This window comes from Duganella sp. CF458, assembly GCF_900113115.1.
In the GTDB taxonomy this organism is placed as follows: Bacteria; Pseudomonadota; Gammaproteobacteria; order Burkholderiales; family Burkholderiaceae_D; genus Rugamonas.
Genome location: NZ_FOOF01000002.1, coordinates 19,143 through 45,970 on the forward strand (window position 1 = coordinate 19,143; position 26,828 = coordinate 45,970).

Consider the following 26,828-nt stretch of genomic DNA (forward strand, 5'->3'; position numbering starts at 1 on the left):
AGCCAGAGCAAAAATCATTACCGGCTCTTCAACTATACTTTTGCACTGCTGATTTACAAGACAGAAGATTAGTTAGGAGTCCTTGACATATTATTTTTCGCCCATATACTTGGCGCATGGACAGCACTTCAACCCGCATTATTTCCGCCATTTCCCGCATCGGCAGCGTGCTGCGCTCGGGCATGTGGGAATTTGCGACCGGCGAAAACCTGAATCCCGCGCAGGCCGAGATCCTGCAATTGCTGCACAGCAGGGTGCAGGGCGTACGCTTGTCCTGGGTTGCCCGGCAACTCTCGATTTCCGCAGCCAGCGCCAGCGATTCGGTGTCGGCCCTGGCCGCCAAAGGCTTGGTCCGCAAAGCACGTGCACTGGATGATGGCCGCGCCACTGACCTGCATCTTACCGAGGAAGGTCGGCAGATGGCGCAACGCATTGCGGGCGCTACCGGCTTTGCCGACGAGGCGGTGGCCAAGCTGTCGCCCCAGGCGCAGGAACAGTTGCTGGGCGGCTTGCTGCAGGTAATCGGGCAGTTGCAGAAGGCGGAACGCTTCCCGGAGCTGCGCGCCTGCCTGTCCTGCAAACATTTCCAGCCCAACCGGCACCAGGACGCCGCCGCCCCGCACCATTGCGGGCTGGTCGACGCGCCGCTGCCGGTGGCGATGCTGCGCATCGATTGTCCTGATCATCAACCGACCGATCCTGTACAGCAGGTAACGAATTGGCAGGCCCTGGTGTAAGGGCGGCCTTTTTTTGCTCCTATTTAGTTAGGACTCCTATTTTAATGAAAGGAGCTTCACCATGTCGCGCATTCCACTCAACACCAACGATGCCACCGGCCTGCTGGCACAAATCCACCAGGCTTTCGGCGTGACGCCGAATATGTTCAAGGCGGTTTCCAATTCCCCGGCTGCATTGAAGAGCATGTGGGGCAGCTTCGGCGCCCTCGGCAGCGGCAAACTCGGCGCCAAGCTGGGCGAGCAGATTGCCGTGGCGATCGCAGACCGCAACGATTGCGAGTACTGCCTGGCAGCCCACACCGCGCTGGGCCGCAAGGCTGGCGCCTCGGCTGAGGAAATGAGCGCGGCGCAGGCCGGCCAGTCGAGCGATCCGAAAACCGCTGCCGCACTGCGCTTCGCGGTGGCCGTGGTCAGCAACCGCGCCAAGATCGATGACGAGCAGGTGCAGGAGCTGCGTGCAGCCGGCTTCGATGATGAGGAAATCGTGGAGATCATGGCCCATGTGGCGCTGAACTTGTTCACCAATTACGTGAACGTGGCATTCAAGGTGCCGGTTGATTTCCCCGGCGTGAAGCTGCGCGCAAAATGATGCGGCTCGATGCTTCCGCGTGGCTCAACGGAGCTGCGCCTGCCACTGAAGGCAAGGTGGTGGCGCTACACGCTTTCCAGATGCTGTGCCCTGGCTGTGTGGCGCATGGCATCCCGCAGGCGGTGAAGATGCAGCAGGCGTTTCCCGAACTGGTGGTGATCGGCCTGCACAGCGTGTTCGAGCATCATGAGGTGATGACGCCGCGCGCGTTGCAGGTGTTCATCCACGAATACCGCCTGCCGTTTCCGGTAGCGGTCGACAGGCAGGTTACCGGATCGCCGGTGCCGGCCACGATGCAGCACTATGCCTTGCGCGGCACGCCCAGCCTGCTGCTGTTCGACAGCGAAGGGCGCTTGCGGCTGAACCATTTCGGAAGCATCGACGACATGGTGCTGGGAGGGGTGATCGGGCGCTTGCTGGCCGAAGGGCACGGCGACAGCCCGTCCTGCGACGCTGGCGGCTGCGCCCTGCCCGGCTAGCGAACAGGCAGGCCTGCGGTGCGCGGCGGACGATGCGTCGCGCCCGTCAGGGCTTGCCGGCCCGCTTGCGTGCGGCCAGCGCGATCGTTGGCGGGACGAGGGCACGGTACAACTGGCCCGTTTCCGCATCCCATGCCATCACGGCGTCCTGTTGCCGCAGCACCGTGGTCATATCGCCGCGCGCAACCGGTCCGGTGAGTGCCGGCGCCGCACCAAGGCGGAAGGCATTCTCCATCGACTCCAGCGCCAGCGGCCGCGCCAGTTCGCGCGCCACGGCTTCCGGAATACCGGCCGCCTGGTACGCGCGCAAGGCTGCATCGATTACCGTCACCAGGTAATTGCTCGCGAACACAGCTGCTGCGTGATAAACAGTCTTGGCCGCAGGGTCGATCTGCACCGCCCTCGCGCCAATTGCGGCCAGGGCAGGCAGCAACACATCCAGCGCCTGCTGGTCGCCCTCCACGCCGCAAAATGTCCCGGCAAATCCCGCAACCACCGCGTCAACGTCGGCAAAGCTGCGGATCGGATGCACACTGGCGACGTAAGCGCCCGCCGCGCGTGCAGCTTGCAGCCGGTCGGAGGCCAGCGCGCCGCTGCAATGGAATACCACCGCATCCTGCAAAGGCACTGCCTCCGCCAATGCTTCGCATGCCGGCACGATCTGGTCGTCGGTGACCGTCAACATGAAGACGTCGGCAGGCCGCACGGCCCCTCCGCTGGCAATGGGTGTACCGGCGCCGATGAAGGCCACTGCTTGCGCGGCGCTATCGGCCGAACGTGCCAGCACATCCTGCACCGCAAATGCGCCTTTTGAGGAAAACAGCCGGCCCAGCACGCGGCCAACGTGGCCGCCTCCAACGACAGACAATCCACGCATCAGAAACTCGATCCCGGCTGCTTGAGGAATTCGATCTCCTCCGGCGTCGACTCCCGGCCAAGGATGGCATTGCGATGCGGGAAGCGACCGAAGCGGCGAACCACGTCGTAATGCTTCTTGGCGAAATCCAGCATGCCCGCATAGCCGGGAGAATCGGCAGCCAGCATCTCGAACAGATCCACGCAGCGCATCTGCATCGACAGGTTTTCCGAATGCTCGAGCGGCATGTAGGAGAACGCACGCTGCGCAGGCGGCAAGGTCTGGTTGGCACCGGTATCGTCCAGGGCTTTTGCGGCCTCCAGCGCCAGCTCATCGCCGGCAAAGGCCTTCGGCGTGCCCCGGTAAACATTGCGCGTGAATTGGTCCAGCACGATGATGCGTGCCAGCGTACCCTGCGTCCCCTCATCGTCCCATTGCCGCAGCCCGCCCAGCAGGCCATCTTCGATCACGTCGCCGAACTGCTGGAAGATAGCGCGATCGAATGCATCGTCCTTGCGCCACCACTCGGGGCGCTGCATATTGTGGCCTCTGGCACCGATCGGAAGGAACCAGAAATCGAGAACGTCTTGTGAATGAATGACCAAACCTGCCTCCTAATTGCGTGCGTGGGTGACCTGGAAGCTATCGATGCCTTCGTAATGGGTCATCTCTTCCGCGATACGCGACAGCGGCGAACCGCTGCGCTTGCTCAATGCCAGTGCGACGAAACGCCACTCGAGCTTGCCCTGGTCCATGCCGATGGTCAGCGAGCCGCCGGCGATCTGGTAGCCGCGCTCCAGCGCCATCGCGCGTAGCTGATCTTCCTTCGGCTCAAAACCCGGCTTGAAGCGCATGGTGATGGCGATCGCATGCCGTGACGGCAACCATGCCTCGACCTTGGACAGGAAGATCATCGACATCGCGCAAAGGAAGGCCAGCCCCATGGCGCCAAGGTAGAAGCCCAGGCCCACCGCCACGCCGATCACCGACGAGGCCCAGATCGACGCCGCCGTCGTCAGGCCGGAAATATTGAAGCCCTCGCGCATGATCACGCCCGCGCCGAGGAAACCGATGCCGGTCACAATGCCCTGCACCACACGGGTCGGATCGGTGCCCACCAGCTCGGACATATGGCCGCCGAACCATAGCGACGGGTAGCCGCATACCACGGTCAGCGCCGCCGAAGCCATGCACACCAGCCCATAGGTGCGCATGCCCGCCGCTCGCCCGTGGTAGGAGCGCTCATAGCCGACCAGCAGGCCAAGCAGGAGCGCACCGCCGATATTCATCAGGATCACGAGGTTGGTCGCCAGTTCGCCGGACGACCAGTAGGCACGCAGGAACTCTATGCTGGGCATAGCTGCCTCCCTTTATGGTTTTGGTGTTTTCTTGGCTGCGAGCTGCTTTTCGAATGCTACATCGAGTTTGCTGACGCGTTTTACTTTTTGCGGGCCTTGCGCATTGACGAAGGCCACAAAATCGTCCAGTTCCATTGGCGGGCAAAGTGGCGGCTGGCCGGGTCCTTCCGTCAGGAAGAAGTGGCCGCTGCCGGTCATCGTCATCGAATAGGCCTGGTTGCCGGAGCGCTCTTTCAGGCGCGCCAGCGCGTTGGATGCTCTGGTGGAGCGGCTCATATTGCCTCCGTCCTTTCGTTCAGCCAGCGTAGCGCATCGCCGCTGACATGCCTGGCGAGCCGTTGGCGCACGGTGGCGTGGTATTCGTTCAGCCAGTGCACCTCGTCTTCGCGCAGCAGGGACTTGTCGATGCAGCGCGTGTCGATCGGGCACAGGGTCAGGGTTTCAAAGCGCAGGAATTCGCCAAATTCCGAATCCGGCGCGGGCACGTTCAGCACCAGGTTTTCGATGCGGATTCCCCATTTGCCGGGACGGTAGATGCCGGGCTCATTGGAGGTGATCATGCCCGGTTCCATCGCCGTATGCGGATCCGGCGGCGTGGAAGGCGAGATCGACTGCGGCCCTTCATGCACATTGAGGAAGAAGCCGACGCCATGGCCGGTGCCGTGGCCGAAGTCGATGCCGGCCGACCACAACGGTGCACGTGCAATCGCATCCAGCATCGGCGATTTGACACCGCGCGGGAACCGCGCGACGGACAGCGCCATCATGCCTTTCAGGACCAGCGTGAAGTCGCGCCTGTGTTCCTGGCTGATGACGCCTACCGGCACCACGCGGGTGATGTCGGTGGTGCCGCCGGTGTACTGGCCGCCGGAATCGAGCAACAACAGGCCATTGCCCTCCACCACGGCGCTGCCCTGTGCCGGAGCGCGGTAATGCATGATCGCGCCGTTGGCGTTAAAGCCTGCAATGGTGCCGAAACTTGGACTGACAAAGCCGGGACGGCGGCGGCGCGCTTCCAACAGGTGCTGGCCGATGGTGTACTCGGTTAACGGCTCGCGCTTCGGATCGGCCAGGGTTTGCTCGAGCCAGCTAAAGAACTCGCACAGGGCGGCGCCATCCTGCTCCATCGTCGCTCGCACATGATCGGCCTCGTGCTCCGTCTTGCGGGATTTGGCAAACGTGGTCGGATTGATCGCTTCAATGACGGTTACGCTGTCAGGCACGGACTGGCGCGTGCCAAATGTGACGCGGCGCGGGTCCAGCAACAACGTGCTGCCGGGCGGAATCGTGGCCAGTGCCTGCGCCGTTTCCGCATATGGAACGACGAAGACATTGTCGGCTGCGAGCAGTCCCGCCAGGCCCGGCTCGATCTTGCCGGCGCCGACGAAGAGCATGGCGCGCTCCAGGTCAACCAGCGCGTGCGACAGGAAGATCGGGTTGTAGTTGACGTCCGAGCCGCGCAGGTTGAACAGATAGGCGATATCGTCCAGCGTCGAGATGATGTGGTGGGTCGCGCCCTGGCGCGCCATCTCCGCCCGCAGCGCCGCCAGCTTGGCCGTACGGCTCTTGTCAGCAAAAGGACGCTGGTGTTCGTAGACCGGGGCATCCGGCAGGCTAGGGCGGTCAGTCCACACCTCCTCCAGCAGGTCGAGGTCGGTGCGCATGACGATGCCGCGTGCCTGCAGCAGACGGGCAATCGACAGGCCCAACACGGCGCCATCCACTGCCAGCACCTGGCCGGGCTTCAAGTTTTCGGACAACCAGTCCACATACTGCACGCTGGCGCCCGATGAGATTTTCATCAGCTTCACGCCGGTGCCGGCCAATTCCGCTTCCGCTTGCGTCCAATAACGGCCGTCAGTCCAAACGCTCGCGAAATCCTGGGTAATGATGAAGGTGCCGACCGAGCCGGTAAAATCCGACAGCCATTCCCGCCCCTGCCAGCGCGCCGGCAAATACTCGGACAAATGGGGATCGGAGGAAGGGACCATGCAGGCATCAAGCTGATGGCGGCGCATCGCCGCGCGCATGGATTCAAGTCTGGTGCGGATTGATTCTTTCATAGCGCAATCATACCCCGATTGCGTCATAATGCCTGGCTGCCGCTGCTTTCAGGCGGCAATGGAGAGAGAATTGATACCTGATGATGTGCGGGCCGAAATCATGCGCCGGCTCGCGGCTGCGGAAGCCGAACATAATGTGCGCGTCCTGCTGGCAGTAGAATCCGGAAGCCGTGCCTGGGGCTTTGCCTCGCCGAATAGCGATTACGACGTGCGCTTCATTTACGCGCACCCGCGTGATTGGTACGTCGCGGTCGACCTGGAAGAGAAACGCGACGTTATCGAATACAAGATCGTCGACGAGATCGACATCAATGGCTGGGACATCCGCAAGGCGCTGCGCCTGTTCCGCAAGTCGAACCCTGCTTTCGTCGAATGGCTTCAATCACCAATTCTTTACCGCTCGCACGGTGGCTTCGCCGAAGGCGCAAGTGGGCTCCTCCCAAGCGTTTATTCGCTCGAGAGTGGGATTTACCACTATCGCAATATGGCCAAGACAACCTATCGCGACCATTTGCAGGCCGATGCGGTACGGATGAAGAAATACTTCTACGCTTTGCGACCGCTGCTATGCGTGCGTTGGCTGGAAAGATATAGCACTCCCGCACCGATTGAATTCGACAAGCTGCTGCATTTGCTGGAGGGCGAAGAAGAACTACTCGGCGCGATCGCGGTACTGCTCGAAAAGAAAAAAGCTGCGCCGGAGGCTGGCCTGTCCCAGCCGGTGCCTTGTCTGAACCGCTTTATAGAATCTGAGCTCGCGCGGCTCGAATGCCCGGACATTGACCATTTCCAGCGTGGCGATGTCAATGCCGGGCTAAACCAGCTATTCCATTCTGTCCTGAGCGAGCAGCCTTAATCCGGCTACATGCGCGGCACGCCTTCACGGTTGACCGTGATGGTGCGGCCAGGTTCCGACGAGAGCTGGGCGCGGTGCGAAGTGCCGCGGAAATCGTAAGTCACGTCCCAGTATTGCGGGGTGCGGCTAGGAACCGATTCGCAACGCTGGACATTCTGGGCATACTGGTTGCCAGCGTTGCGGCCGACGTTGGAACCGACCGCCGCACCGGCAATCGCGCCGCCGACCGTGGCGATGTCACGGCCAGAACCGCCGCCCACCTGGTGGCCCAGCACCCCGCCGATCAAGGCGCCGGCAATGGCGCCAGCGGTGCCGCTGCCGCCCGAAGCCTCGACCTGCTGGCGTTCCACCCAGCAGCGCTGTTCTGGCGGGCCAACCACCGCGCGGGCGGAAGTGATCGGCGCCTCATAGGTGCGTTCGCTCGGCCGCATCCGGTATTCATAGTTTGGCTGGGCTACCGGCTCTGGCGCGTAAGCCATTTCGTCCACCCGCCGGCGTGATGGCACGGTGCGGATCGATGAAATATTGTCGTCCAGGCCCATGCCCTCCAGCGATGCATAGCTGCCGCGCCGCAAAATCTTGCATTCGCCCTGGAAGTTTGGCTGCGAGCACACTTCCCAGCGACCACGCTCAACCACCACGGACGATGCGCGGTTGTCGAACCCGGCAGAACGCAAATCGCTGATGGAACGCGTCACATTGACCGGACGGCCGCGCCAACCCTCGCGCGGATAAAGCGTAAGTTGTGCAAAGGCTTGGGCGCTGACGAGGGCAATTAGCGCCCCCAGCGTAGTTCTGATTGGAAAGTTCATGATGTCCTCCGATACAGATCAGGTGCGCCCAGCATGCCGCGGCAAACTGGGCTGGTCTGTTCGGGAACACGCCTTACTTAGTAAACTGAACCTCCTGGCTGGGTCGAACTCTTCCACCAGCAGCGCCGTTTCCTCTCAGGCTTCGAAGCGGCGCAAGCCGTCCAGGTCAAGGATCCTGATGCCGCCGTAGTCCACGCGCAACAGGCCCTGTTTTTCAAGCACTTGCAGGGCTTGGTTGGCACGTTGGCGCGAGGAGCCCGACAGCAGTCCAACCTCTTCCTGGGAAATCTGCACCAGCCGCTCGATTCCGGGATACAGGTGGGAATTAAATAGTGATGCCAGGCAGCGTGCAACACGCGTGTCCGGATCCAGCAAGCGCTCGTTTTCCACCATGCCGATGAACTGACCCAAACGTTCGTTGAGCTGCATCAAGAGGAACCGGGTGAAGGGTAGGCTATTCTCGAGCAGGTAGTGGAAGGTGACGGCCGGCATGCGAGCAATGCGGCTGTCACGCAGGGTCATGGCGTCATAACGGCGGCATTCGTCTTTCAGTAATGAGCCTTCGCCGAACCAGCCGCCTGGCGGCACCCCAGTAAATGTGACGCTTTTTCCGTTTGGCGAAAAATTATTCATTTTCACCATGCCCGAAATAATGCCGATCCAATTATCGACAATTTCGCCTTTATGGCAAACGAAGCCGCCCTTGGGGATGAATTCTTCGTAGCAGGTCGCCTCCACGCGCGCCAATTGTTCCTCTGTGAGCACCGGCGCCCAGGTGGAACTGCGTATGGCTTCGATCAAGCTGGGTTCTGTTTTCATTGTTGCGTCGCACCATCAAAAGTCGACGAATTGTCTTTGAAATGACAACTTTGCGACATAGCTCACGCTAATATCATCACACAAAAAGCGCATCACAACTAAAAAGCGCACCTAAAAATCCAAGGAGACACCGTGCAGGATAATCTGACGACCTTCCCTCGCAGGCTGCTTCAGCATGGCAAGGAGCGGCCGCACAAGCCTGCGTTCCGCGAAAAGGACCTGGGCATCTGGCAGACGTGGGACTGGCAGCAAGTGAATGCCGAAGTGCGCGCACTGGCTTGCGGGCTGGCGGCAATCGGCTTCCAGCGCGGCATGAACCTGGCCATCATCGGCGACAACCGCCCGCGCCTGTACTGGTCGATGCTGGCGGCGCAATGTTTGGGCGGCGTGCCGGTGCCGATGTATCAGGATGCCCCGGCGGCCGACCTGGCCTTCGTGCTGGAGAACGCGGAAATCCAGTACGCCATCGTGGAGGACCAGGAGCAGGTCGACAAGCTGCTCGACTTGTGTGAGCAGTGTCCGGGGATAGCGCATATCGCCTACGAAGACGAGCGGGGCATGCGCAATTACACCCACCAGCAGTTGACGTCCTATGCCCGCCTGCAGGAACTGGGGCGCGAGTACGACAAGGCGCACCCAGGTTTCTACGAGGCGTCGATCGCCGAGGGCAAGGAGAGCGACAACGCCATCATCCTGTACACCTCCGGCACCACCGGCAAACCCAAAGGCGTGTGCCAAACCCATAAGGCTTTGCTGTCTGCGGCCGTTGGCGGCATCGGCTTCGACAAGCTGACCGATTCCGAGAACGTGCTGTCCTACCTGCCGATGGCGTGGGTGGGCGATTGCCTGTTCTCGTTTGCGCAGGCGCTGACCGCCGGCTTTACCGTCAACTGCCCGGAATCGTCGGATACCATCACTACCGACTTGCGCGAAATCGGCCCTTCTTACTATTTCGCGCCGCCGCGCATCTTCGAGAACATGCTGACGCAAGTGATGATCCGCATGGAAGATGCGGGCACCATCAAGCGCAAGATGTTCCACCACTTCATGGACGTGGCGCGCCGCGTCGGATCGGACATCCTGGACGGAAAACCGGTGCCGTTGGGCGACCGTATCAGCTACGCCATCGGCAACGCGCTGGTGTATGGGCCTTTGCGCAACGTGCTGGGCATGTCGCGTATCCGTGTTGCCTACACGGCGGGCGCGGCGATCGGGCCCGACCTGTTCCGCTTCTATCGCTCGATCGGCGTCAACCTGAAGCAGTTCTACGGTTCGACGGAAACCTGCGCCTACATCTGCCTACAGCCGGATGGCGAGATCAAGTTCGATTCCGTCGGCAAGCCTGCGCCGGGCGTCGAAGTGAAGCTGGCGCAGAACGGCGAGGTGCTGGTCAAGTCGCCGACCCTGATGCACTGTTATTACAAGCGTCCCGACGCAACGGCCGAAGCGATTGACGGCGAAGGCTACTTCCACACCGGCGACGCCGGCATCTTCGACAACGACGGCCACCTGCGCATCATCGACCGCGCGGCCGACGTGGGCAAGATGAACAACGGCGCCATCTTCGCGCCGAACTACATCGAAAACAAACTCAAATTCTTCCCCTTCATCAAGGAAGCCGTGGCTTTCGGCCATGAGCGCGACAAGGTGACCGCCTTCATCAACATCGACATGGAGGCTGTGGGCAACTGGGCCGAGCGGCGCGGCATTGCCTACTCCGGCTATACCGACCTGGCGGCACACGAACAGACCTACGCGCTGGTCAAGGAGTGCGTGGAAAAGGTTAACGCCGACCTGGCACAGGAAGCGCTCATGGCGGACACGCAAGTCCACCGGTTCCTGGTGCTGCATAAGGAGCTTGACCCTGACGATGATGAACTGACCCGCACCCGCAAAGTGCGCCGCAAGTTCATCGCCGAGAAATACGCGGTGCTGATCGAGGCACTGTACGGCGGCAAGGCTTCGCAATACATCGAAACCCAGGTCAAATTCGAGGACGGCCGCACCGGTATGGTGGCGGCTGACCTGCGGATCATGGACCTCAAGGCAGCATAAGCGGGGACGCCACCATGCAAATGAATGAACCGGAAGCCATCACGGCTGGCCGCAAGATCGGCGACGTGATCCTGGACCTGCGCAATATCTCGCTGTCGTTCGGCGGGGTCAAGGCGCTGACCAATATCTCCTTCGACGTGCGCGAGCACGAAGTCCGTGCCATCATCGGCCCGAACGGGGCTGGCAAGAGCTCGATGCTGAACGTGATCAACGGCGTTTATCGCCCGCAGCAGGGCGAGATCATCTACCGCGGCCAGCAGCGCAAGAATATGGATTGCTATGCCGCCGCCAAGTCGGGCATCGCGCGCACTTTCCAGAACATCGCACTGTTCAAAGGCATGACGGTGCTCGACAACATCATGACCGGCCGCAATCTCAAGATGAAGTCGAACTTCCTGCTGCAGGCGCTGTACTGGGGGCCGGCGCGGCGCGAAGAGATCGCGCATCGCCGCAAATGCGAGGAGGTGATCGACTTCCTCGAAATCCAGCATATCCGCAAGACGCCGGTGGGCCGCTTGCCTTACGGCCTGCAAAAGCGCGTGGAGCTGGGCCGCGCACTGGCCGCCGAACCGCAAATCCTGTTGCTGGACGAGCCGATGGCGGGCATGAACGTGGAAGAGAAGCAGGACATGTGCCGCTTTATCCTCGACGTGAATGAGCAATTCGGCACCACCATCGTTCTGATCGAGCACGATATGGGGGTGGTGATGGACATCTCGGACCGTGTGGTGGTGCTGGATTACGGCAAGAAGATCGGCGACGGCACGCCGGATGAGGTCCGCACCAACCAGGACGTGATCGACGCTTACCTTGGAGTGGCCCACTGATGGATATCAATTTCTTTGCCGAAGTGCTGATCGGCGGCCTGCTGTCCGGCGTCATGTACGCCTTGGTGGCCATCGGCTTTGTGCTGATCTACAAGGCATCCGGGGTTTTCAATTTCGCCCAGGGCGCGATGGTGTTCTTCGCCGCCCTCACCTGCGTAGGCTTCATGGACAAGTTCGGGCTTTCGCTGTGGCTGGCGATTCCGGCGACGGTCCTGGCGATGATCATCCTCGGCCTGGCCATCGAGCGTGTCGTATTGCGGCCCCTGGTCAACCAGCCGGAAATCACGCTGTTCATGGCCACCATCGGCCTGGCCTTCTTCATCGAGGGCCTGGCGCAGCTTATCTGGGGTTCGCAGGTGCACAAGCTGGACATTCCGATCGAGGACGTGCCCAGCGAATACCTTATGGAAAAGTTCAACATCATCGTTTCCAAGTTCGACCTGACGGCGGCAGCAATCTGCGGCGTGATGGTCGCCCTGCTGGCGGTAATGTTCGCCAAGACCAAAGTAGGCCGCGCGCTGCGTGCGGTGGCGGACGACCACCAGGCAGCGCAGGCGGTCGGCATCCCGCTGCAGCGCATCTGGGGCATCCTGTGGGCAGTGGCGGGCATGGTGGCACTGGTGGCCGGCCTGCTGTGGGGCGCACGCAATGGCGTGCAGTTCGCGCTGACCTTCATCGCGCTGAAGGCGTTGCCGGTGCTGATCCTGGGCGGCTTCACTTCCGTGCCGGGGGCGATTGTCGGCGGGCTGATTATCGGCGCCTCGGAAAAACTGGCTGAAGTCTATATCGGACCGCACGTCGGCGGCGGTATCGAGGGCTGGTTCCCCTATGTTCTGGCCCTGTTGTTCCTGCTGGTGCGCCCGGAAGGGCTGTTCGGCGAAAAAATCATCCGGAGGATTTGAGCGATGTTCTACCGCGAAGCAGGACAATTCAAGACCAGCTACGAGGCGGACGGCCAGATCCTGCCGATCCGCCAGGACCGCATCGCGTTGTTCGCCACGCTGGCGATCGCGCTGCTGGTACTGCCGTTGGTGTCGTCGCCTTACATGCTGTCGGCCATCTTCATCCCCTTCCTGATTTTTGCGCTGGCCGCGCTGGGCCTGAACATCCTGACCGGTTATGCCGGCCAGCTCTCGCTCGGTACCGCAGCCTTCATGGCGGTCGGCGCGTTCTCGGCCTATAACTTCGTGCTGCGCGTCCCCGGCATTCCCGTGTTGCTGGCCTTCGTCCTGGGCGGCCTGTGTGCCGCGATGGTCGGCATGGCTTTTGGCCTGCCTTCGCTGCGCATTCGGGGCTTCTACCTGGCGGCATCCACCCTGGCGACCCAGTTCTTCGTGGTGTGGTGCCTGACAAAGATCGGCTGGCTGACCAATTACAGCTCCTCCGGTGTGATCACCGCGCAGAAAATGGAAATCTTCGGCTATGCCTTCGACACGCCGGAACGCAAATACCTGCTGGTGCTTGCCGTGGTGGCGATCATGGCCCTGCTGGCCAAGAACATGATCCGCTCCAACGTGGGCCGCTCCTGGATGGCCGTGCGCGACATGGACGTGGCGGCGGAAGTGATCGGCATCCGCCTGATGCGCACCAAGCTGCTGGCGTTCGCGGTCAGTTCCTTCTACTGCGGCGTGGCCGGCGCCCTGTACGCTTTCGCCTACCTCGGCACGGTGGAGCCGGAAGCCTACAACCTGGACCTGTCCTTCCGCATCCTGTTCATGATCATCATCGGCGGCGTCGGCTCGGTGCTCGGCTCATTCCTCGGCTCGGCCTTCATCGTGCTGTTGCCGGTGTTCCTGAACATCTTGGCCCATACCCTGGCACTGCCAACCACGGTGGCCTCGAACCTTGAACTGATGGTATTCGGCGCCCTGATCATTTTCTTCCTGATCGTGGAACCCCACGGTCTGGCGCGTTTGTGGCAAATCGGTAAAGAGAAACTCCGCCTGTGGCCATTCCCGCACTGAGCGGCAACTATAAAACTGGAGACATCACATGAAATCGTTCGTACTTGGCATCGCCGTAGCAAGCAGCATCGTCGCCAGCAGCGCATGGGCGCAAGCAGCCGATCAATTCGTCGCCCTGCCCTCCTACCGCGTCGGTCCTTATGCGGCGGGTGGTTCCGGCTTTTACGGCGGCATCATCGACTACTTCAACCTGGTCAATGCCAACGGCGGCGTCAACGGCGTGAAAATCAGCTGGGAAGAGTGCGAGACCGAATACAACCCGTCGCGCGGCGTTGAATGCTATGAGCGCTTGAAAACCAAGAACGGCGGCGCCACTGTCGTCGAACCGCTGTCCACCGGCATTGCCTACGGCATCCTGGACCGCATCCCGCAGGACAAGATTCCGATGACCACCCTGGGCTACGGGCGTTCCGACGCGGCCAACGGCAAGGTCTTCCCGTATGTCTTCCCGCTGATCTCCAACTACTGGAGCCAGGCCGCAGCGATGGTGAAGTACCTGGGCGACAAGAGCGGCGGCATGGATAAGCTGAAAGGCAAGAAGATCGTCCACCTGTACCACGATTCCGCCTTCGGCAAGGAACCGCTGCCGGTGCTGGAAGCGATGTCCGCGCAATACGGCTTTGAACTGGTCAAGATCCCTGTCGCGCCGCCGGGCAGCGAACAGCAGTCGCAATGGCTGCAGATCCGCCAGGCCAAGCCGGACTACGTGATCCTGTGGGGGTGGGGCGTGATGAACTCCGTCGCGATCAAGACCGCGCAGCGCAACGGCTTCCCGCGCGAGAAGATGCTGGGCGTGTGGTGGGCCGGCTCCGAGGAGGATACCGTGCCATCGGGCGACGCTGCCAAGGGCTACACCTCGATGACGTTCAACACCCCTGGCAATTACCCCTTGCTGGATGAACTGCGCAAGAAGGTCTATGCCGGCGGCAAAGGCAACCTGGCCGACCAGGCCCGCATCGGCTCGGTGTACCACATGCGCGGCCTGACCGCAGGCGTGATGTATGTGGAAGCAATGCGCGCCGCGCAGGACAAGTTCGGCAAGGGCAAGGCGGTCACCGGCGAACAAATGCGCTGGGGCTTTGAAAACCTGAACATCGACGAAACGCGCCAGAAGGCACTGGGCGTCCACAACATGTTCCCTACCGTGAAGACCTCCTGCGATGACCACGAGGGCTCGGGCGCCGTGAAAGTCCAGCAATGGGATGGCAAGGCCTGGAAGGCCGTCACGCCGAACTGGGTGGTGGGCGACAAGGTCCTGCTGCGCAAGCTGGTGGATGAATCGTCCGGAAAATACGCCGCCGAAAAGAAAATCACGCCTGCCTGCATGAAATGAGCCGCTTATGAGCTACCTGTCGGTAAATAACATCGAGGTCATTTACGACCACGTGATCCTGGTCCTGAAAGGCGTGTCATTGCAGGTCCCGCAGGGCAAGATCGTCGCCCTGCTGGGCGCCAACGGCGCCGGCAAGTCCACCACGCTGAAGACCATTTCGACCTTGTTGCGCGGCGAACGCGGCGACGTGACCAAGGGCGAGGTGCAGTTCAAGGGCGAGCGCATCGACCAGCTCACGCCGAACGAGCTGGTCAAGCGTGGGCTGTCGCAGGTGATGGAAGGCCGTCACTGCTTCGGCCACCTGACCATCGAGGAGAATTTGCTGACAGGGGCTTATACGCGCAGTGCGTCGCGCGGCGAAATGAAGGAATCGCTGGAAAAGGTCTACCACTACTTCCCTCGCCTGCGCGAGCGCCGCAACAGCCAGGCGGGCTACACCTCCGGCGGCGAGCAGCAGATGTGCGCCATCGGCCGTGCACTGATGGCCAAGCCCTCCATGATCTTGCTGGACGAACCTTCCATGGGGATTGCGCCACAGATCGTCGAAGAGATCTTCGGCATCGTCAAAGACCTGAATGCGAAAGAGAACGTGTCTTTCCTGCTGGCGGAACAGAACACCAACGTGGCGCTGCGCTACGCGGACTTTGGCTACATCCTGGAGAATGGCCGGGTGGTGATGGAAGGCGAAGCCAGCGAACTGGCCAACAACGAAGACGTCAAGGAGTTCTACCTCGGCATGTCCGGTGCCGGCCGCAAGAGCTTCCGCGACATGAAATTTTACCGGCGCCGCAAACGCTGGTTAGCTTAACTCTTAATGACGGGTGCCAGCGGCTGACACGCGCAGCGTGTTGGCACCTGGCTTCCGGTGACTAAAATGAATCTAACCAAAGCAAAAGACTTCTGTCGCACCCTGCCTGGCGCCACCGAAGACATCAAATGGGAATGCAACCTGGTGTTCTCGGTCGGCGACAAGATGTTCGCTGCAATGGATGCCAAAGACAAAGCCAAGGCAATCAGCTTCAAGGTCGATGACGACCGCTTCCTGGAACTGACGGACCGCGAAGGCATCATCCCCGCGCCCTACCTGGCACGCGCCAAGTGGGTGATGGTGCAGGACCTTTCCAAAATGCCGGACGCGGAGGCGAAGGCGCTCCTCACGCGCTCGCACGAGCTGGTGTTCGCGAAATTGACCAAGAAGCTGCAACGCGAGATTGAAGGAGCGGCATGATGGCCGAAACCCTGGACAGCCTCGAGACGCGCCCGCACGCCGAGCGCGAACGCGATTTGATGGAGCGCCTGCCACTATTGGTGGCACAGGCGCAATCGGCGCCTGGCTGGGCGCGCATCCTGTCCGGCATCGATGCCTCGCGCATCGACAGCCGCGCGGCACTGGCGGCCTTGCCGGTCACGCGCAAATCCGACCTGAAAGCGCTGCAGGCGCAGCAACGCCCCTTCGGTGGCCTGAACAGCACTCCGGCCGGCAAGCTGGGACGCATCTTCATGTCCCCCGGCCCCATCTTCGACCCGGAAGGCCGCTCGATCGACTGGTGGCGCTTCTCGCGCCCCATGTTCGCCACCGGCGTGCGGCCGGGCTGCCTGGTGCAGAACTGCTTCTCCTACCATTTCACTCCCGCCGCCTTCATGGTGGAAGGCGGCGCCGCGCGCATCGGCTGCACGGTGATTCCCGCCGGCGCCGGCCAGACCGAATTGCAGGTGCAGGCGATGGCGGAACTGCGCCCCGATACCTATATCGGCACGCCATCCTTCCTGAAGATCATCATCGAGAAGGCCGCCGAACTGGGCGCGGACATCAGCAGCGTCAAGCGCGCCATGATGGGCGCGGAAGCGCTGCCTGAATCGCTGCGGCAGTGGTTCGCCGAGCACGGCGTGCCGGAAGTGATTTCGACGTACGCCTCCGCCGACATTGGCAGCATCGCTTACGAAACGCGCAGCAACGGCAAGCTCAATCCTGGCATGGTGCTGGACGAAGACGTGCTGCTGGAAATAGTGCGTCCCGGCTCCGGCGAACCCGTGGCGCCGGGTGAAGTAGGCGAGGTGGTGGTCACCCTGTTCAATCCCGACTACCCGCTGATCCGCTTTGCCACCGGCGACCTGTCGGCCGTACTGGCGGATGCGGCGCCATCGGCTTGCGGCCGCACCAATACCCGCATCAAGGGCTGGCTGGGACGCGCCGACCAGACCACCAAGGTGCGCGCCATGTTCGTCCATCCATCCCAGGTGCACGAGATCGCGCGCCGCCATCCCGGCATGGGCAAGGCGCGCCTGGTCGTTTCCGGCAAGATCGCCGACGAGATCATGACGCTGCATTGCGAAACCGACGATCCGGAGCTGCAAGCACAAGCCACCGAAATCGTCGCCACCATCCGCGACATCACCAAACTGCGCGGCGAAGTGCGCTTCGAGCCGCGCGGCAGTTTGCCAAATGACGGCAAGATCATCGACGATGTGCGCGATTACAGTTGAGATGTCGCAGCGTGTGGCGTAAATCCAACTGTTTCTAGGGCGGGCGGCGGAATGGCGGGATAATTGAGCCATTCTTGACCTGCCTCAGAAACATCATGCAAGACTTTCACCACAACCGCGCACGCGCCCTGCTCCAGAACGCAGAAGAGCTTTTCGACAAGGAATCGGTACAGGTGGCGGTAAGCCGCATGGCCGACACGCTGAACGATCGCTTCGGTGATCCATCCAGGCAGGAATTCCCGCTGGTGCTGGGGGTGATGGGCGGCGCTGTCGTCTTCACCGGCAACATCCTGCCTCAGCTCTCCTTCCCGCTCGAATTCGACTACATCCACGTCAGCCGTTACGGCGACGAAGACCAGGGTGGCAAAGTGGTGTGGAAAGTTGTCCCGCGCCCGACGGTTTCCGGCCGCACCGTGATCGTGCTGGATGACATCCTCGACGAAGGCGAGACCCTGGCGCACGTCAAGGAGCGCCTGCTGGAAATGGGCGCCAAGGAAGTCATCATCGCCGTCTTCTGCGACAAGGATATCGGCAAGACCAAGCCTGTGAAGGCAGATCTGGTCGGCCTCACCATCCCGAATCGTTTCGTGGTCGGCTTTGGCATGGACGCGTATGGCTACTGGCGCAACCTGCCCGGCCTATGGGCGATCAACCCGGCAGACCTGAGCAAAGGCTGATCTCAATCCGGCAGCCGGATCACCGCATTCAGGCCGCCGTCCGGGTGATTGGCCAGCAGCAGCTGGCCGCCATGGCTATCCACGATCCCCTTGGCGATGCCAAGGCCGAGTCCCATGCCCGTGTCGTTGCGTTCGCGGCCATGGGACAGGCGGACATAGGGCTCGAGCAGGCTGGATATCGCCTCTTCCGGCACGCCGGGGCCATGGTCGCGCACCGCGATTTCAGTCCATCCTTCCGCTGAACGCACGCTGATCTGCGCGCGCTCGCCGTAGAACAAGGCGTTATCCAACAGGTTGCCGATGGCGCGCTTCAGGGCCAACGGTTTGCCGCGCACCGCGATGCCGCTTTCGTCGTATGCCACCTTGTGCCCCGCCAGTTGCGCGCTGCGCACCAGTCGGCGGATCAGTGGGTCCAGCTTCACTTCGGTGGGGTTCTCATGGATGTCGCTGTCTTTCACGCATTGCAGCGCGCCCTTGACCATCATGTCCAGCTCATCCAGGTCTTCTTCGAATTCGCCGCGCAGGGCATCGTCATCCAGGAGTTCGGCGCGCAGCTTGAGCCGCGTGATCGGCGTGCGCAGGTCATGCGAGATCGAGATGAACAGGCGTTCGCGGTCCTTGATGTATTTGGCAATGCGTTCACGCATGGCGCCGAAGGCGCGCGCCGTGTTGACGAATTCGCGGCTGCCGGATTCGGGCAAGGCCGGCGTATGTTCGTCCTTGCCGAACGCCTCGGCCGCATCGGACAGCGTCGCCAGCGGCCGCGTGATCGAGCGCACGACCAGGAAGGAGAGCAGCAACAGCACGGCCAGCGACACACCTTGCACCACCAGCTTGTCCGGCGACAGGGGGTCGTTGCTGTTCAGGAAATATGGATTGGGCATCAACGTGGCGAGGTACAGCCAGTTGCCCGGTTCGAGTTCGGTCTGGATGACCAGGATCGGCGCGGGATCGGGCTTGGGCAGCAGGATGTGGCGCACCCACGCTTCCGGCAAATCACCGACGCGCACGCCGTCGGGCGACACGGCCAGCTGGTCGGGCCAGGCGAAGTCCAGCCGCAGGCGACTGTCCCCGGCCAGGTCCTTGCGCAGCGTGGCCTCCAGGGCTGCAAGCGCCGTCCGGGCCAGCGCATTCTGATCGATCTGCTGCACCTCGACCTGGTCGCGATTCAGCGCAACATAGAAACGCGTGCCGCCCATTTCGCGGAATTGCTGGATCAGCAGGCTGCGGTAGCTCGGCGGCAGGCTGCGGAAAAAGCGGATCGAACCGGCGGCGCCCTGGCCCAGGTATTGCGCGGCGGCCTTCACGTCCGCCTGGGTCTTGTCGCGCAGCTGCAGCGTCCACAGCATGCTCACCGCCACCTGCGTCAGGAGCAGCCCCGCCACCATCACCAGCGACAGCCGCGCCAACAGCGATTGCGGCCAAAGCCTAAGCATGCGTCACCGCCACTGTGGCGGAGAACACGTAACCCGCGCCGCGCACGGTCTTGATCAGCATGGGTTGCTTGCCGTCGTCATTGAGGCGCAGCCGCAGGCGGCTGATCTGCACATCCAGCGAACGATCCAGCGGACCCGAGTCGCGGCCGCGGGTCTCCTCGCACAGCAGGCTGCGGTCCAATACCGTACCGGGATGTTCGACGAAATATTTGAGGAGCTGGAAATCGAGCCCGGTCAGCGCCAGCGGCGCGCCTTCGCTATCGACCACCGTGCGTTCCGCCAGGTCCAGCGTGAAGCCGTTGAAATGGTAGGAGCGAACCGCTGGCGCCGGGTCGGCCCCGGCACGGCGCAGGATCGCCTTGATGCGCGCCAGCAGTTCACGCGGACTGTATGGCTTGGCGATATAGTCGTCCGCGCCCAGTTCCAGGCCGACCACGCGGTCGGTTTCGTCCGAGCTGGCGGTCAACATGATGATCGGCAGGTTGGAGCGTTGGCGCACGATGCGGCACAGTGCGAAACCGTCGGTATCAGGCAGCATCACGTCAAGGATCACCAGCGACAAGTGATCGGCATGCGCGTGCAGCTCGGCCAGGAAGCTCTCGCCGTTATGGGCAAGAATCACCTCATACTGGTTCTTCTCCAGGTAAGTCTTGAGCAGCAGCCGGGTTTTTTGGTCGTCATCGACGATCAGTATCTTGCGTGCCATGTTGGCTTCCTTGCTGTTTATGTGAGCGGAGGTTCAGGGTGCGCAGGAGGCCGGCCAGGCGGCGCTGCGTTTCCGCAGCCGTCACGCCGTCATCCACGTAGAATCGGTGCAGCTCGGCGATGATGGCGTCGCGGCTTTCCTCGTCGGCGGCCATGCGGTGCACCAGGCTTGGCGCCTGGACCGCGGCGCCGCGCGCGAAACCGCGCCAGGAGGATCGCGCACAGCTATCCATCGTCGCGGGATTGGCATCGCGGCGGACCGGCACCGAGCCCTTGGCGGCGCTGTATTGCTGCTGCGCGAGTGGCGACATCACGGTTTTCGCCAGTTTCTCCTGCGCCGCCTGGTGGGTGTAATCGTTGACGAACATGGCCAGCGTGTCCACGCTGTAGAGGTGGTAGTTGTCGGTGCCGGGCAGCGCAACGCAGGAGAAATCGGCGTCGATAGCCTGGCCCAATTCGTTGAGTTCAGCCTTGGCCCAGTCGCCCATCACGAACATGGCCGCCTCGCCGCGTGCGAATCGTTTGACGGCCTCGGTCCAGGGCTGCTCTTCCGCCGGGTTAAGCATCCAGGTTTTCATGGCACGCAGCCGTAGCAAGGCCTGCGCCAGGCGCGGATCGGCGGCAGCCTGCGGGCTTTGACGCACGAACAGCTCGCGATAGTACTCAGGCCCCCCGGTCGCCAGCAGCAGGTTTTCGAACAAGGTGGCGACCTGCCACGGTTCGCTACTCTGCACCAGCGGGGCAATTCCGGCGGTGCGCAGCTGCCGCGCCGCTTTCTCGAATTCGTGCCACGTGGCGGGCGGCGCCAGGTTGAGGCGCTCGAACAGTTTGCGGTTGTAAAACAGGGTGTTGATGCGATGAATTCCCAGCGGCGCCGCCACCACATGGCCGCGATGACGGACCAGCTCGCGCACAGTGGGAAACAAGGCCTTGTTCCAATTGCCGGTGTTGGCGACGCCATCCAGTTCAAGCAGCAGGCCAAGTTCCGCCCACTCGCCGATGGAAACGCCGATGATCTGCGTAGCATCCGGCGCATTGCCCGCTAGGACCCGGCTGCGCAGGACCTTGCCCGCGCCGAGACCTGCCCCGCCCGGAATTGCCGCATCCTGCCAGGCAATCCCTTCATCCCCCAGGCGCGCCGCCAGCACATTGGCGGCGTGGCGTTCCCCAGCGGAAGTCCACCAGTGCAGCACCTGCAAGGAAGGTGCTGCCGCCTGGGCGGGCAAAGACATCAGCATCAGGGGAAGTGAGAGCAGGCGCGCCAGGCGCGCAATCTGCAAACGCCGGTGGGACTTGTGCACCTACTACTCCAGCAGATAACGATCCGGCAATTCTATCTCCATGAAGTCATTTTGTGTCCTTTTACGGCATAGAACAGGATCAGGGCGTAGCACGGCAGCAGCAGCCAGTATGCCGCCTGCGAACCGGAGACGTCGGACAGGTGCCCGTACAGCATTGGCAGCAGCGCGCCGCCCGCGATTCCCATGATCAGCAGCGCCGAACCGCTGGCGGTGTAGCGCCCCAGGCCCTCCAGCGCCAGCGGCCAGATGGCCGGCCATACGAGCGCGTTGGCGAAGCCCAGCATGGCGAGAAACATCACCGTGTCCGGCACCGCCGGCACGCCGAACGGGCCCAGCATCGCTTGCGACAGGCCGCTGCCGGTCGCCGAGCCCTGGATCACCCCGAACGAGAACACGATGCCGCACACGGCGGACAGCAACAGCGCCTGCTTCTGCGACAGCCAGCGCGGAATCGCCACGATGCCGACGATATAGCCCGCCACCATGAAGCCCATGGTGTAAGACGTGAGAATGCCGAATTTGTCCACATGCAGGCTATGTCCGTACAAGCCAATGGTGTCGCCCGCGATCACCTCCACGCCCACGTAGACGAACAGCGCCAGCGCGCCCAGCACCAGTTGCGGGAACTGCAGCACGCCCCAGCGCGAAGTGCCTTCGTCGCTGCCGGCTTGCTGGCCGGGAATCTCGCTCAGCGGCGCAAAACGCACGATAACCGCCATCGCCAGCAAGCCCGCCGCCATCAGGCCATATGGCAACACCAGGCGCTGTGCCAGTTGGCTGCGCAGCAGCGCCCCATCGGTCGCACTCATGGCAGCCAGCGACGCGTCCGAGTACTGGCCGAAATCGGACAGCATCATGCCGCTGAACACCAGCGGCACCAGTACGCCGGCAGTCTTGTTGAACAGCCCCATGACGCTGATGCGCATGGCTGCGCTCTCGCGCGCGCCAATGCAGACAATGTAGGGGTTGATCGCGGTCTGCATCAAGGTCATGCCGCTGGCCAGCGTGAACAGCGCCAACAGGAATAGCGGATAGGACGCCGCGCGCGCTGCAGGAATGAACAGCACCGCGCCAAACGCCATCACGGCCAGGCCGATCGACATGCCCGCCCGGTAGCCGGTGCGGCGCAGCACCGCGGCCGACGGCAATGCCATCAGGGTGTACGCAATGTAGAAGGCGAACGTGACCCACAGGGACTGGAAGTTATTCAGGTCGCAGGCGATCTTGAGAAATGGGATCAGCGACCCATTCAGCCAGGTTGCGCAACCAAGAATGAAAAACATCAGGCCAATGAAGGTCATGGCCACGGCCACGCTGGCACCAGGGACGGCTTGGGTACCGCCCATCTCGAGGGTCTGTTCTTTGTGCATGTGAATCCGAAGGGCGAAGATGGGTAAACCTCCTCCCGGGCGGGAGGAGGCGTTGCAGCAAATCAGAACTTGCCGCGCAGGCCGACGCTGTAGCGCGCGCCATTCTCGTACACGCCGACCGGCAAGCCGTCGGTGGTGTTGGTGCGGATCAGCTCATTGCCGATATTGACGGCGCTTGCGAAAATGCTCAACTGCGGCGTGATGTCCCAGTTGGCGGTGGCGTCCCACTGGCCGTAAGCGCTGGTCACATCCTGGCCGCCCTGGTCCAGCCCACCGTAGGACTTCGATCGGTAGTTGTACGACAGGCGCACGCTGTAGCTGTTTTTCTCGTAGAACACGCTGGCATTCATCTGGTTCTTCGAATTGCCGATCACGTTCAGCTTGCGGCCGCCCGCTACCGCCCCGGTCTTGGCATCGGTGTAGGTGAAGTTGACCACGGTGCCGAAGCCGCTGCTGCCAAACGCCTGCTGCCACTGGACTTCCAGGCCGTTCACCTTGGCGCCGTTGTCGGCGTTATGCGGACGGGTCACCGGGCGCTGCACACCTGCCACATTCTCCATCGCTGTCGAGGTATAGATGAAGGTATCGAGCTGTTTCGAGAAGGCGGTGGCCGACAGCAGCGAGGCATCGGCAAAGTACCATTCCGCGCCGATCTCGAACTGGTTGGCGTGGTAGGGCTTCAGCAGCGGATTGCCCGCCGTCGCGGCATTGGTGGTGCCGCTCACCTCCGTGCTGGCACTCAGGTCGCTGAAGGTGTTGCGGGCCATGACGCGCGAAGCGGCGGCACGCAGCAGCAGGTCTTTGCGGAAGTCATACACGACGTTGATGTTCGGCAGTGCATCGGTGTAGCTGCGGCCCACGCTGCCCAGCACATAGTTGCCGGTGCCGTCCAGGTCCTGGTAGGCGTCCGAAGTCTGCCTGGTCCGCACCAGGCGCACACCGAAGTCGCCGCGCCACTTGTCGAAGGCGTAATCGGCACGCACATAGGCCGCCGAAATTTTTTCCTGGATGCGGTAGTACTCGCCTTTGGCTTCCTTGTAGACCATGCCTTTGTCGTACATGGCAAAGCCCTTGCTCGCGGCCAGGCCGTCATCCACCCAGGCGAACTGGGTCAGTGAGCCGGGGGTGGCGGCCTCCTTGCTGATCATCGGCGAAGCGCCGGTGGATAGATCCGCCAGCGTGTAAGGAATCCAGCCAACGCTGCCCGGGCCGACGGTGCCGATCGTGCGGCGATTCTGCACCTTGTTGTCGCGGTACTTCAAACCGGCCTTGATCGACTTGATGTAGGGATTTTCCAGGTCGAAGGTCAGGTCGGCCTGGCCATAGTTTTCCTTGCTCTCCATGCGGCGGATCCAGTCGCGCGCACTTTGCAGCGTCAGCTTGGTCGGATCGAGGGGGCTCATGTCGAGATACTTCACCTCATAGGTATCCGGCGCGATATTGATGGTGGCGCGGGTGTTCCCGGTGAACCAGAAGTTACGGTCATGCTTGCTGCCGCCGGAACCGGAAGTCGTGCCGGCCTGCGCATGTAGCCGCCAGTTGTCCCCGTCGTAGCTGCCTTCCAGGTCCACCACTTTCGACTTCACATAGGCTTCGCGATAGATCGGTTCGAACGATACGCCGTTCACCGGGCCCACGGTGCCGCCCACCACGGACTTGCCGCCGTCCGAGTTGTTGATAAAGCGCGGGTTATCCACACGGATATTATTGTTCGCATCGGCCAGGCCGCCAATCTGCCACAGGTAGTTCTGGTTGCTGTTATCCATCTTCATATCGGAATTGAGGTAATTCAGCGATATGTCGGATTGCGGGGTCGGGCGCAGTTGCAGGGTGATGTTGCCGGTGGTGCGTTCGCGGTCCTGGCGGAAGATCGGCGTGCCGCCGCCCCAGGAGGCGTAAGCGTTCGGGGTGACCGTGCCATTCTGGTCGACGATGTTGTACTTGGTCGCGTCGGTAAAGTTCTCCAGGCCGTCGCGGCGCATGGTGCGCTCCTGGCGGCTCAGGGCCACCAGCACGCCGAAAGTCTTGGCTTCGTTGACCCAATTCACCAGCCCGGAGAACTGCGGGTCGGTTTTCTTCGGCAGGTCGCTATAGGTTGCTTCCGCCGAGGCTTGCGCGGTGAATGGTTTCTTGAACTGCAGGGGCTTGCGGGTGCGCACGATCACCAGGCCGCCGATGCTGCCCTCGTCCAGATCGGCCGAAGGGCTCTTGAAGACATCGAGGCTGCCAACCAGCTCGGACGGCAGGATATCGTAGTTGAAGCCGCGGCTTTGCGCATCGTTCTTCCACCAATAGGCCGAGGCGACCGACTGGCCATTCAACTGCGTCATGTTCAGGTTCTTGTCGGTACCGCGCACGAAGATGTCGCGGCCTTCACCCCAGGTGCGGTCGACCGAAATGCCGGGGATGCGCTGCAGGGAATCGGCCACGTTCTTGTCGGGGAACTTGCCCAGGTCCTCCGCCGTGACGGAATCCACCACATTCAGCGCGTCGCGCTTCTCGGCCAGGTTGCGCTTCAGCGTTTCGCGAATGCCGCGAACCTCCACCGATTGCAGGGCCTCGTTGCCGTCTGCTGTCTGTGCCTGCACATGATGCAGTGCCAGCGTGCCGAACATCAGCGCGATCAACTGCGGTAGTTTCTTCCTTCCTAGCGGTGCTCCGTTCATTTCTTTTTCCTTATCGTCTCTAAAGCGCTGCAAAAAATTCCCCGGCATACTCCCCATGCCGGGGCCAACACACTGCTTGGGGGAGTGTGATCATTCCTGCTGTGGCAAATACCACTTGGCAAAACCGTTCTGTATGCGGGCCGCCGCTTCGCGTGCGCCCAGCTTCCCGTTCAAGACCTGCGCATTCACCGACCACAGCTCACTCTCCATATTGGGCAAGCCGCGGTTCATGATCAGCGCGTTGAGGCGGAAGTTCGAATCGCATGTCGTGCGCCAGGCGGCCATCTGCTTGGCCAGCGGGTCGCGTACGGCGATCAGGTGGTTCGATAGGGTGAAGAAGCCGATCACGCGATTGGTGTACAAGTCGGCGAACTCCTGCGAGCCGAGCCAGGCCAGGAATTTGTAGGCGTCAGCCTTGTTGCGCGATTTGCGATTGATGCCGATGCCGATGTCCATATGGTCGGAAATCTGGCAGCGGTCACCCGCCTGCTGCAGCGGCGGCGCGAAGACGCCCAGCTCAAGCTCAGGGAACTGGTTGAAGTAAGAGATGTCCCAGGAACCGGCCGGGTAGATCGCCGCCCCGCCCTGGGCGAAAAGCAGCTGCGTATCGCGGTAGGTCTGCACCGGGGCCGACTTCGGCAGGTACGCGGCCAGGCGTGCCTCGAAATCGAAAGCGGCGACGAAAGGCGCATCGGTGAATTTCGCTTTGCCGGCAATCAGCGCGCGCCGGCCTTGCTCCCCGCCCCAGTAATTCGGGCCGATATTGGTAAAGACGGTCTGGCTGGACAGCCATTCGTCAGCTGTGCCCAGCGCCAGCGGCGCGTACTGGCTTTTACGGACCGCATCCAGCACGCCGAAGAACTCCGCTTCCGTCGCCGGCGGCTGCAGGCCAAGCTTGCGGAAGATCTTCTTGTTGTACAGGAAGCCGTGGATCACCGAGGCGACCGGCATGCAGAAGATATCCTTGCCATCGTCGGTCTGCCAGGCGACCAGCGCGCCAGGCGCGAAGTTTTCCATGCCTGCCTTGCCATTCAGCTTCTCGAAGTAGCCGCGGCGATACAGCAGCAGCGAAGTATCGAAGGGACGGCAGGCCAGCATATCGCCCGCGGTGCCGTTGCCAAGGCGTGCGGCCAGGCTGGTGTCGTATTCGGTGGGGGCGGTAGGCGAAAACTTTACCGAGATGCCGGGGTATTTGCGTTCGAACGCAGGCAGCAGCACGGTCTCCCACAGGGCCTTGTCGTCAACCCGCCAGCTCTCCAGCACCAGGGTGCCTGCCCGTGCGGCGCTGGTGCAGGTCAGCGCCAGGATGATTGCGGCTCGCAGGATACGGCTGGTTGGCACGGCGGCTTCTCCACGGGGTGTTGTCGATCAGTAAATTCATGCTAACACCGTGAAAAATGTGACACCAGCGCCGCCCTGGCGTGCGAAGCGCCAGCGCAAA

Annotated in this window: 26 protein-coding genes; 13 read left to right on the forward strand and 13 right to left on the reverse strand. The window is 62.1% G+C overall.

The window, feature by feature from the left end; genetic code table 11:
• Positions 1 to 116: 116 nt before the first annotated feature.
• From BM269_RS03210 to BM269_RS03220, 3 genes are all read left to right on the forward strand, one after another.
• The gene (locus BM269_RS03210; protein WP_090435616.1) at positions 117 to 737 is read left to right on the forward strand and encodes a MarR family winged helix-turn-helix transcriptional regulator; all 621 of its coding nucleotides are present in this window, start codon (positions 117 to 119) and stop codon (positions 735 to 737) included.
• Between the two features lie 61 nt (positions 738 to 798).
• Positions 799 to 1,326, forward strand: coding sequence for a carboxymuconolactone decarboxylase family protein (locus tag BM269_RS03215; protein WP_090435617.1), 528 nt, complete (start codon positions 799 to 801; stop codon positions 1,324 to 1,326).
• Positions 1,323 to 1,805 carry a peroxiredoxin family protein gene (locus BM269_RS03220; RefSeq protein WP_090435618.1) on the forward strand — a complete coding sequence of 161 codons (483 nt, stop codon included), beginning with the start codon at positions 1,323 to 1,325 and terminating at the stop codon, positions 1,803 to 1,805. The genes BM269_RS03215 and BM269_RS03220 overlap by 4 nt, the downstream gene beginning before the upstream one ends.
• 46 nt (positions 1,806 to 1,851) lie before the next feature.
• Here BM269_RS03220 and BM269_RS03225 read toward each other — a convergent pair whose 3' ends face one another.
• The 5 genes from BM269_RS03225 to BM269_RS03245 are packed head-to-tail and all read right to left on the reverse strand — an operon-like array spanning position 1,852 to position 6,082.
• Positions 1,852 to 2,682 carry a Rossmann-like and DUF2520 domain-containing protein gene (locus tag BM269_RS03225; RefSeq protein ID WP_090435619.1) on the reverse strand — a complete coding sequence of 277 codons (831 nt, stop codon included), beginning with the start codon at positions 2,680 to 2,682 and terminating at the stop codon, positions 1,852 to 1,854.
• On the reverse strand, positions 2,682 to 3,266 hold the full coding sequence (locus BM269_RS03230; protein ID WP_307152470.1) for a DUF924 family protein: 585 nt from the start codon (positions 3,264 to 3,266) through the stop codon (positions 2,682 to 2,684). Before BM269_RS03230 ends, BM269_RS03225 begins: the two co-directional genes overlap by 1 nt.
• 9 nt (positions 3,267 to 3,275) lie before the next feature.
• Positions 3,276 to 4,019 carry an MgtC/SapB family protein gene (locus BM269_RS03235; RefSeq protein WP_090435620.1) on the reverse strand — a complete coding sequence of 248 codons (744 nt, stop codon included), beginning with the start codon at positions 4,017 to 4,019 and terminating at the stop codon, positions 3,276 to 3,278.
• Between the two features lie 12 nt (positions 4,020 to 4,031).
• Positions 4,032 to 4,295, reverse strand: a complete 264-nt coding sequence (locus BM269_RS03240; RefSeq protein ID WP_090435621.1) for a hypothetical protein — start codon at positions 4,293 to 4,295, stop codon at positions 4,032 to 4,034.
• The gene (locus BM269_RS03245; RefSeq protein ID WP_170860272.1) at positions 4,292 to 6,082 is read right to left on the reverse strand and encodes an aminopeptidase P family protein; all 1,791 of its coding nucleotides are present in this window, start codon (positions 6,080 to 6,082) and stop codon (positions 4,292 to 4,294) included. The genes BM269_RS03240 and BM269_RS03245 overlap by 4 nt, the downstream gene beginning before the upstream one ends.
• Positions 6,083 to 6,140: 58 nt before the next feature.
• Here BM269_RS03245 and BM269_RS03250 point away from each other — a divergent pair, with 58 nt between their 5' ends.
• The gene (locus BM269_RS03250; RefSeq protein ID WP_229204484.1) at positions 6,141 to 6,938 is read left to right on the forward strand and encodes a nucleotidyltransferase domain-containing protein; all 798 of its coding nucleotides are present in this window, start codon (positions 6,141 to 6,143) and stop codon (positions 6,936 to 6,938) included.
• Between the two features lie 5 nt (positions 6,939 to 6,943).
• On the opposite strand, the gene BM269_RS30030 is transcribed toward BM269_RS03250, so the two are convergent.
• Complete coding sequence (locus BM269_RS30030) at positions 6,944 to 7,750, reverse strand: beta/gamma crystallin-related protein (protein WP_090435623.1); 807 nt, start codon at positions 7,748 to 7,750, stop codon at positions 6,944 to 6,946.
• Positions 7,751 to 7,885: 135 nt separating this feature from the next.
• Positions 7,886 to 8,569, reverse strand: coding sequence for a Crp/Fnr family transcriptional regulator (locus BM269_RS03260; RefSeq protein WP_090435624.1), 684 nt, complete (start codon positions 8,567 to 8,569; stop codon positions 7,886 to 7,888).
• A 132-nt stretch (positions 8,570 to 8,701) separates the two neighbouring features.
• Here BM269_RS03260 and BM269_RS03265 point away from each other — a divergent pair, with 132 nt between their 5' ends.
• The 9 genes from BM269_RS03265 to BM269_RS03305 all read left to right on the forward strand — a co-directional run bounded on the left by BM269_RS03265 (position 8,702) and on the right by BM269_RS03305 (position 17,909).
• Positions 8,702 to 10,624 (forward strand): AMP-dependent synthetase/ligase, encoded by a 1,923-nt coding sequence (locus tag BM269_RS03265; RefSeq protein WP_211482658.1) that lies wholly within the window; start codon positions 8,702 to 8,704, stop codon positions 10,622 to 10,624.
• Positions 10,625 to 10,638: 14 nt separating this feature from the next.
• Complete coding sequence (locus tag BM269_RS03270; RefSeq protein ID WP_090435625.1) at positions 10,639 to 11,451, forward strand: ABC transporter ATP-binding protein; 813 nt, start codon at positions 10,639 to 10,641, stop codon at positions 11,449 to 11,451.
• Positions 11,452 to 11,456: 5 nt separating this feature from the next.
• Positions 11,457 to 12,353 carry a branched-chain amino acid ABC transporter permease gene (locus tag BM269_RS03275; protein ID WP_170860285.1) on the forward strand — a complete coding sequence of 299 codons (897 nt, stop codon included), beginning with the start codon at positions 11,457 to 11,459 and terminating at the stop codon, positions 12,351 to 12,353.
• Positions 12,354 to 12,356: 3 nt separating this feature from the next.
• Complete coding sequence (locus tag BM269_RS03280; protein ID WP_090435627.1) at positions 12,357 to 13,415, forward strand: branched-chain amino acid ABC transporter permease; 1,059 nt, start codon at positions 12,357 to 12,359, stop codon at positions 13,413 to 13,415.
• Positions 13,416 to 13,443: 28 nt separating this feature from the next.
• The gene (locus BM269_RS03285) at positions 13,444 to 14,748 is read left to right on the forward strand and encodes an ABC transporter substrate-binding protein (RefSeq protein ID WP_090435628.1); all 1,305 of its coding nucleotides are present in this window, start codon (positions 13,444 to 13,446) and stop codon (positions 14,746 to 14,748) included.
• Positions 14,749 to 14,755: 7 nt separating this feature from the next.
• The gene (locus BM269_RS03290; RefSeq protein ID WP_028103337.1) at positions 14,756 to 15,556 is read left to right on the forward strand and encodes an ABC transporter ATP-binding protein; all 801 of its coding nucleotides are present in this window, start codon (positions 14,756 to 14,758) and stop codon (positions 15,554 to 15,556) included.
• Between the two features lie 66 nt (positions 15,557 to 15,622).
• Entirely contained in the window at positions 15,623 to 15,976 is a 354-nt protein-coding gene (locus BM269_RS03295; RefSeq protein ID WP_090435629.1) for an MmcQ/YjbR family DNA-binding protein, read from the forward strand.
• Positions 15,976 to 17,232 carry a phenylacetate--CoA ligase family protein gene (locus BM269_RS03300; RefSeq protein ID WP_090435630.1) on the forward strand — a complete coding sequence of 419 codons (1,257 nt, stop codon included), beginning with the start codon at positions 15,976 to 15,978 and terminating at the stop codon, positions 17,230 to 17,232. Before BM269_RS03295 ends, BM269_RS03300 begins: the two co-directional genes overlap by 1 nt.
• 95 nt (positions 17,233 to 17,327) lie before the next feature.
• Positions 17,328 to 17,909 (forward strand): hypoxanthine-guanine phosphoribosyltransferase, encoded by a 582-nt coding sequence (locus BM269_RS03305; RefSeq protein ID WP_090435631.1) that lies wholly within the window; start codon positions 17,328 to 17,330, stop codon positions 17,907 to 17,909.
• 2 nt (positions 17,910 to 17,911) lie between these two features.
• Here BM269_RS03305 and BM269_RS03310 read toward each other — a convergent pair whose 3' ends face one another.
• The 6 genes from BM269_RS03310 to BM269_RS03335 form a co-directional block, all read right to left on the reverse strand.
• Positions 17,912 to 19,345, reverse strand: coding sequence for an ATP-binding protein (locus tag BM269_RS03310; protein WP_090435632.1), 1,434 nt, complete (start codon positions 19,343 to 19,345; stop codon positions 17,912 to 17,914).
• Positions 19,338 to 20,051 (reverse strand): response regulator, encoded by a 714-nt coding sequence (locus BM269_RS03315; protein WP_090435633.1) that lies wholly within the window; start codon positions 20,049 to 20,051, stop codon positions 19,338 to 19,340. The genes BM269_RS03310 and BM269_RS03315 overlap by 8 nt, the downstream gene beginning before the upstream one ends.
• Entirely contained in the window at positions 20,023 to 21,351 is a 1,329-nt protein-coding gene (locus BM269_RS03320; protein WP_229204485.1) for an ABC transporter substrate-binding protein, read from the reverse strand. The genes BM269_RS03315 and BM269_RS03320 overlap by 29 nt, the downstream gene beginning before the upstream one ends.
• 32 nt (positions 21,352 to 21,383) lie before the next feature.
• Positions 21,384 to 22,721 (reverse strand): sugar MFS transporter, encoded by a 1,338-nt coding sequence (locus BM269_RS03325; RefSeq protein WP_211482659.1) that lies wholly within the window; start codon positions 22,719 to 22,721, stop codon positions 21,384 to 21,386.
• 62 nt (positions 22,722 to 22,783) lie between these two features.
• Entirely contained in the window at positions 22,784 to 25,387 is a 2,604-nt protein-coding gene (locus BM269_RS03330) for a TonB-dependent receptor (RefSeq protein WP_229204486.1), read from the reverse strand.
• A gap of 90 nt (positions 25,388 to 25,477) precedes the next feature.
• Positions 25,478 to 26,728 carry an ABC transporter substrate-binding protein gene (locus BM269_RS03335; protein ID WP_090435634.1) on the reverse strand — a complete coding sequence of 417 codons (1,251 nt, stop codon included), beginning with the start codon at positions 26,726 to 26,728 and terminating at the stop codon, positions 25,478 to 25,480.
• Positions 26,729 to 26,828 lie beyond the last annotated feature (100 nt).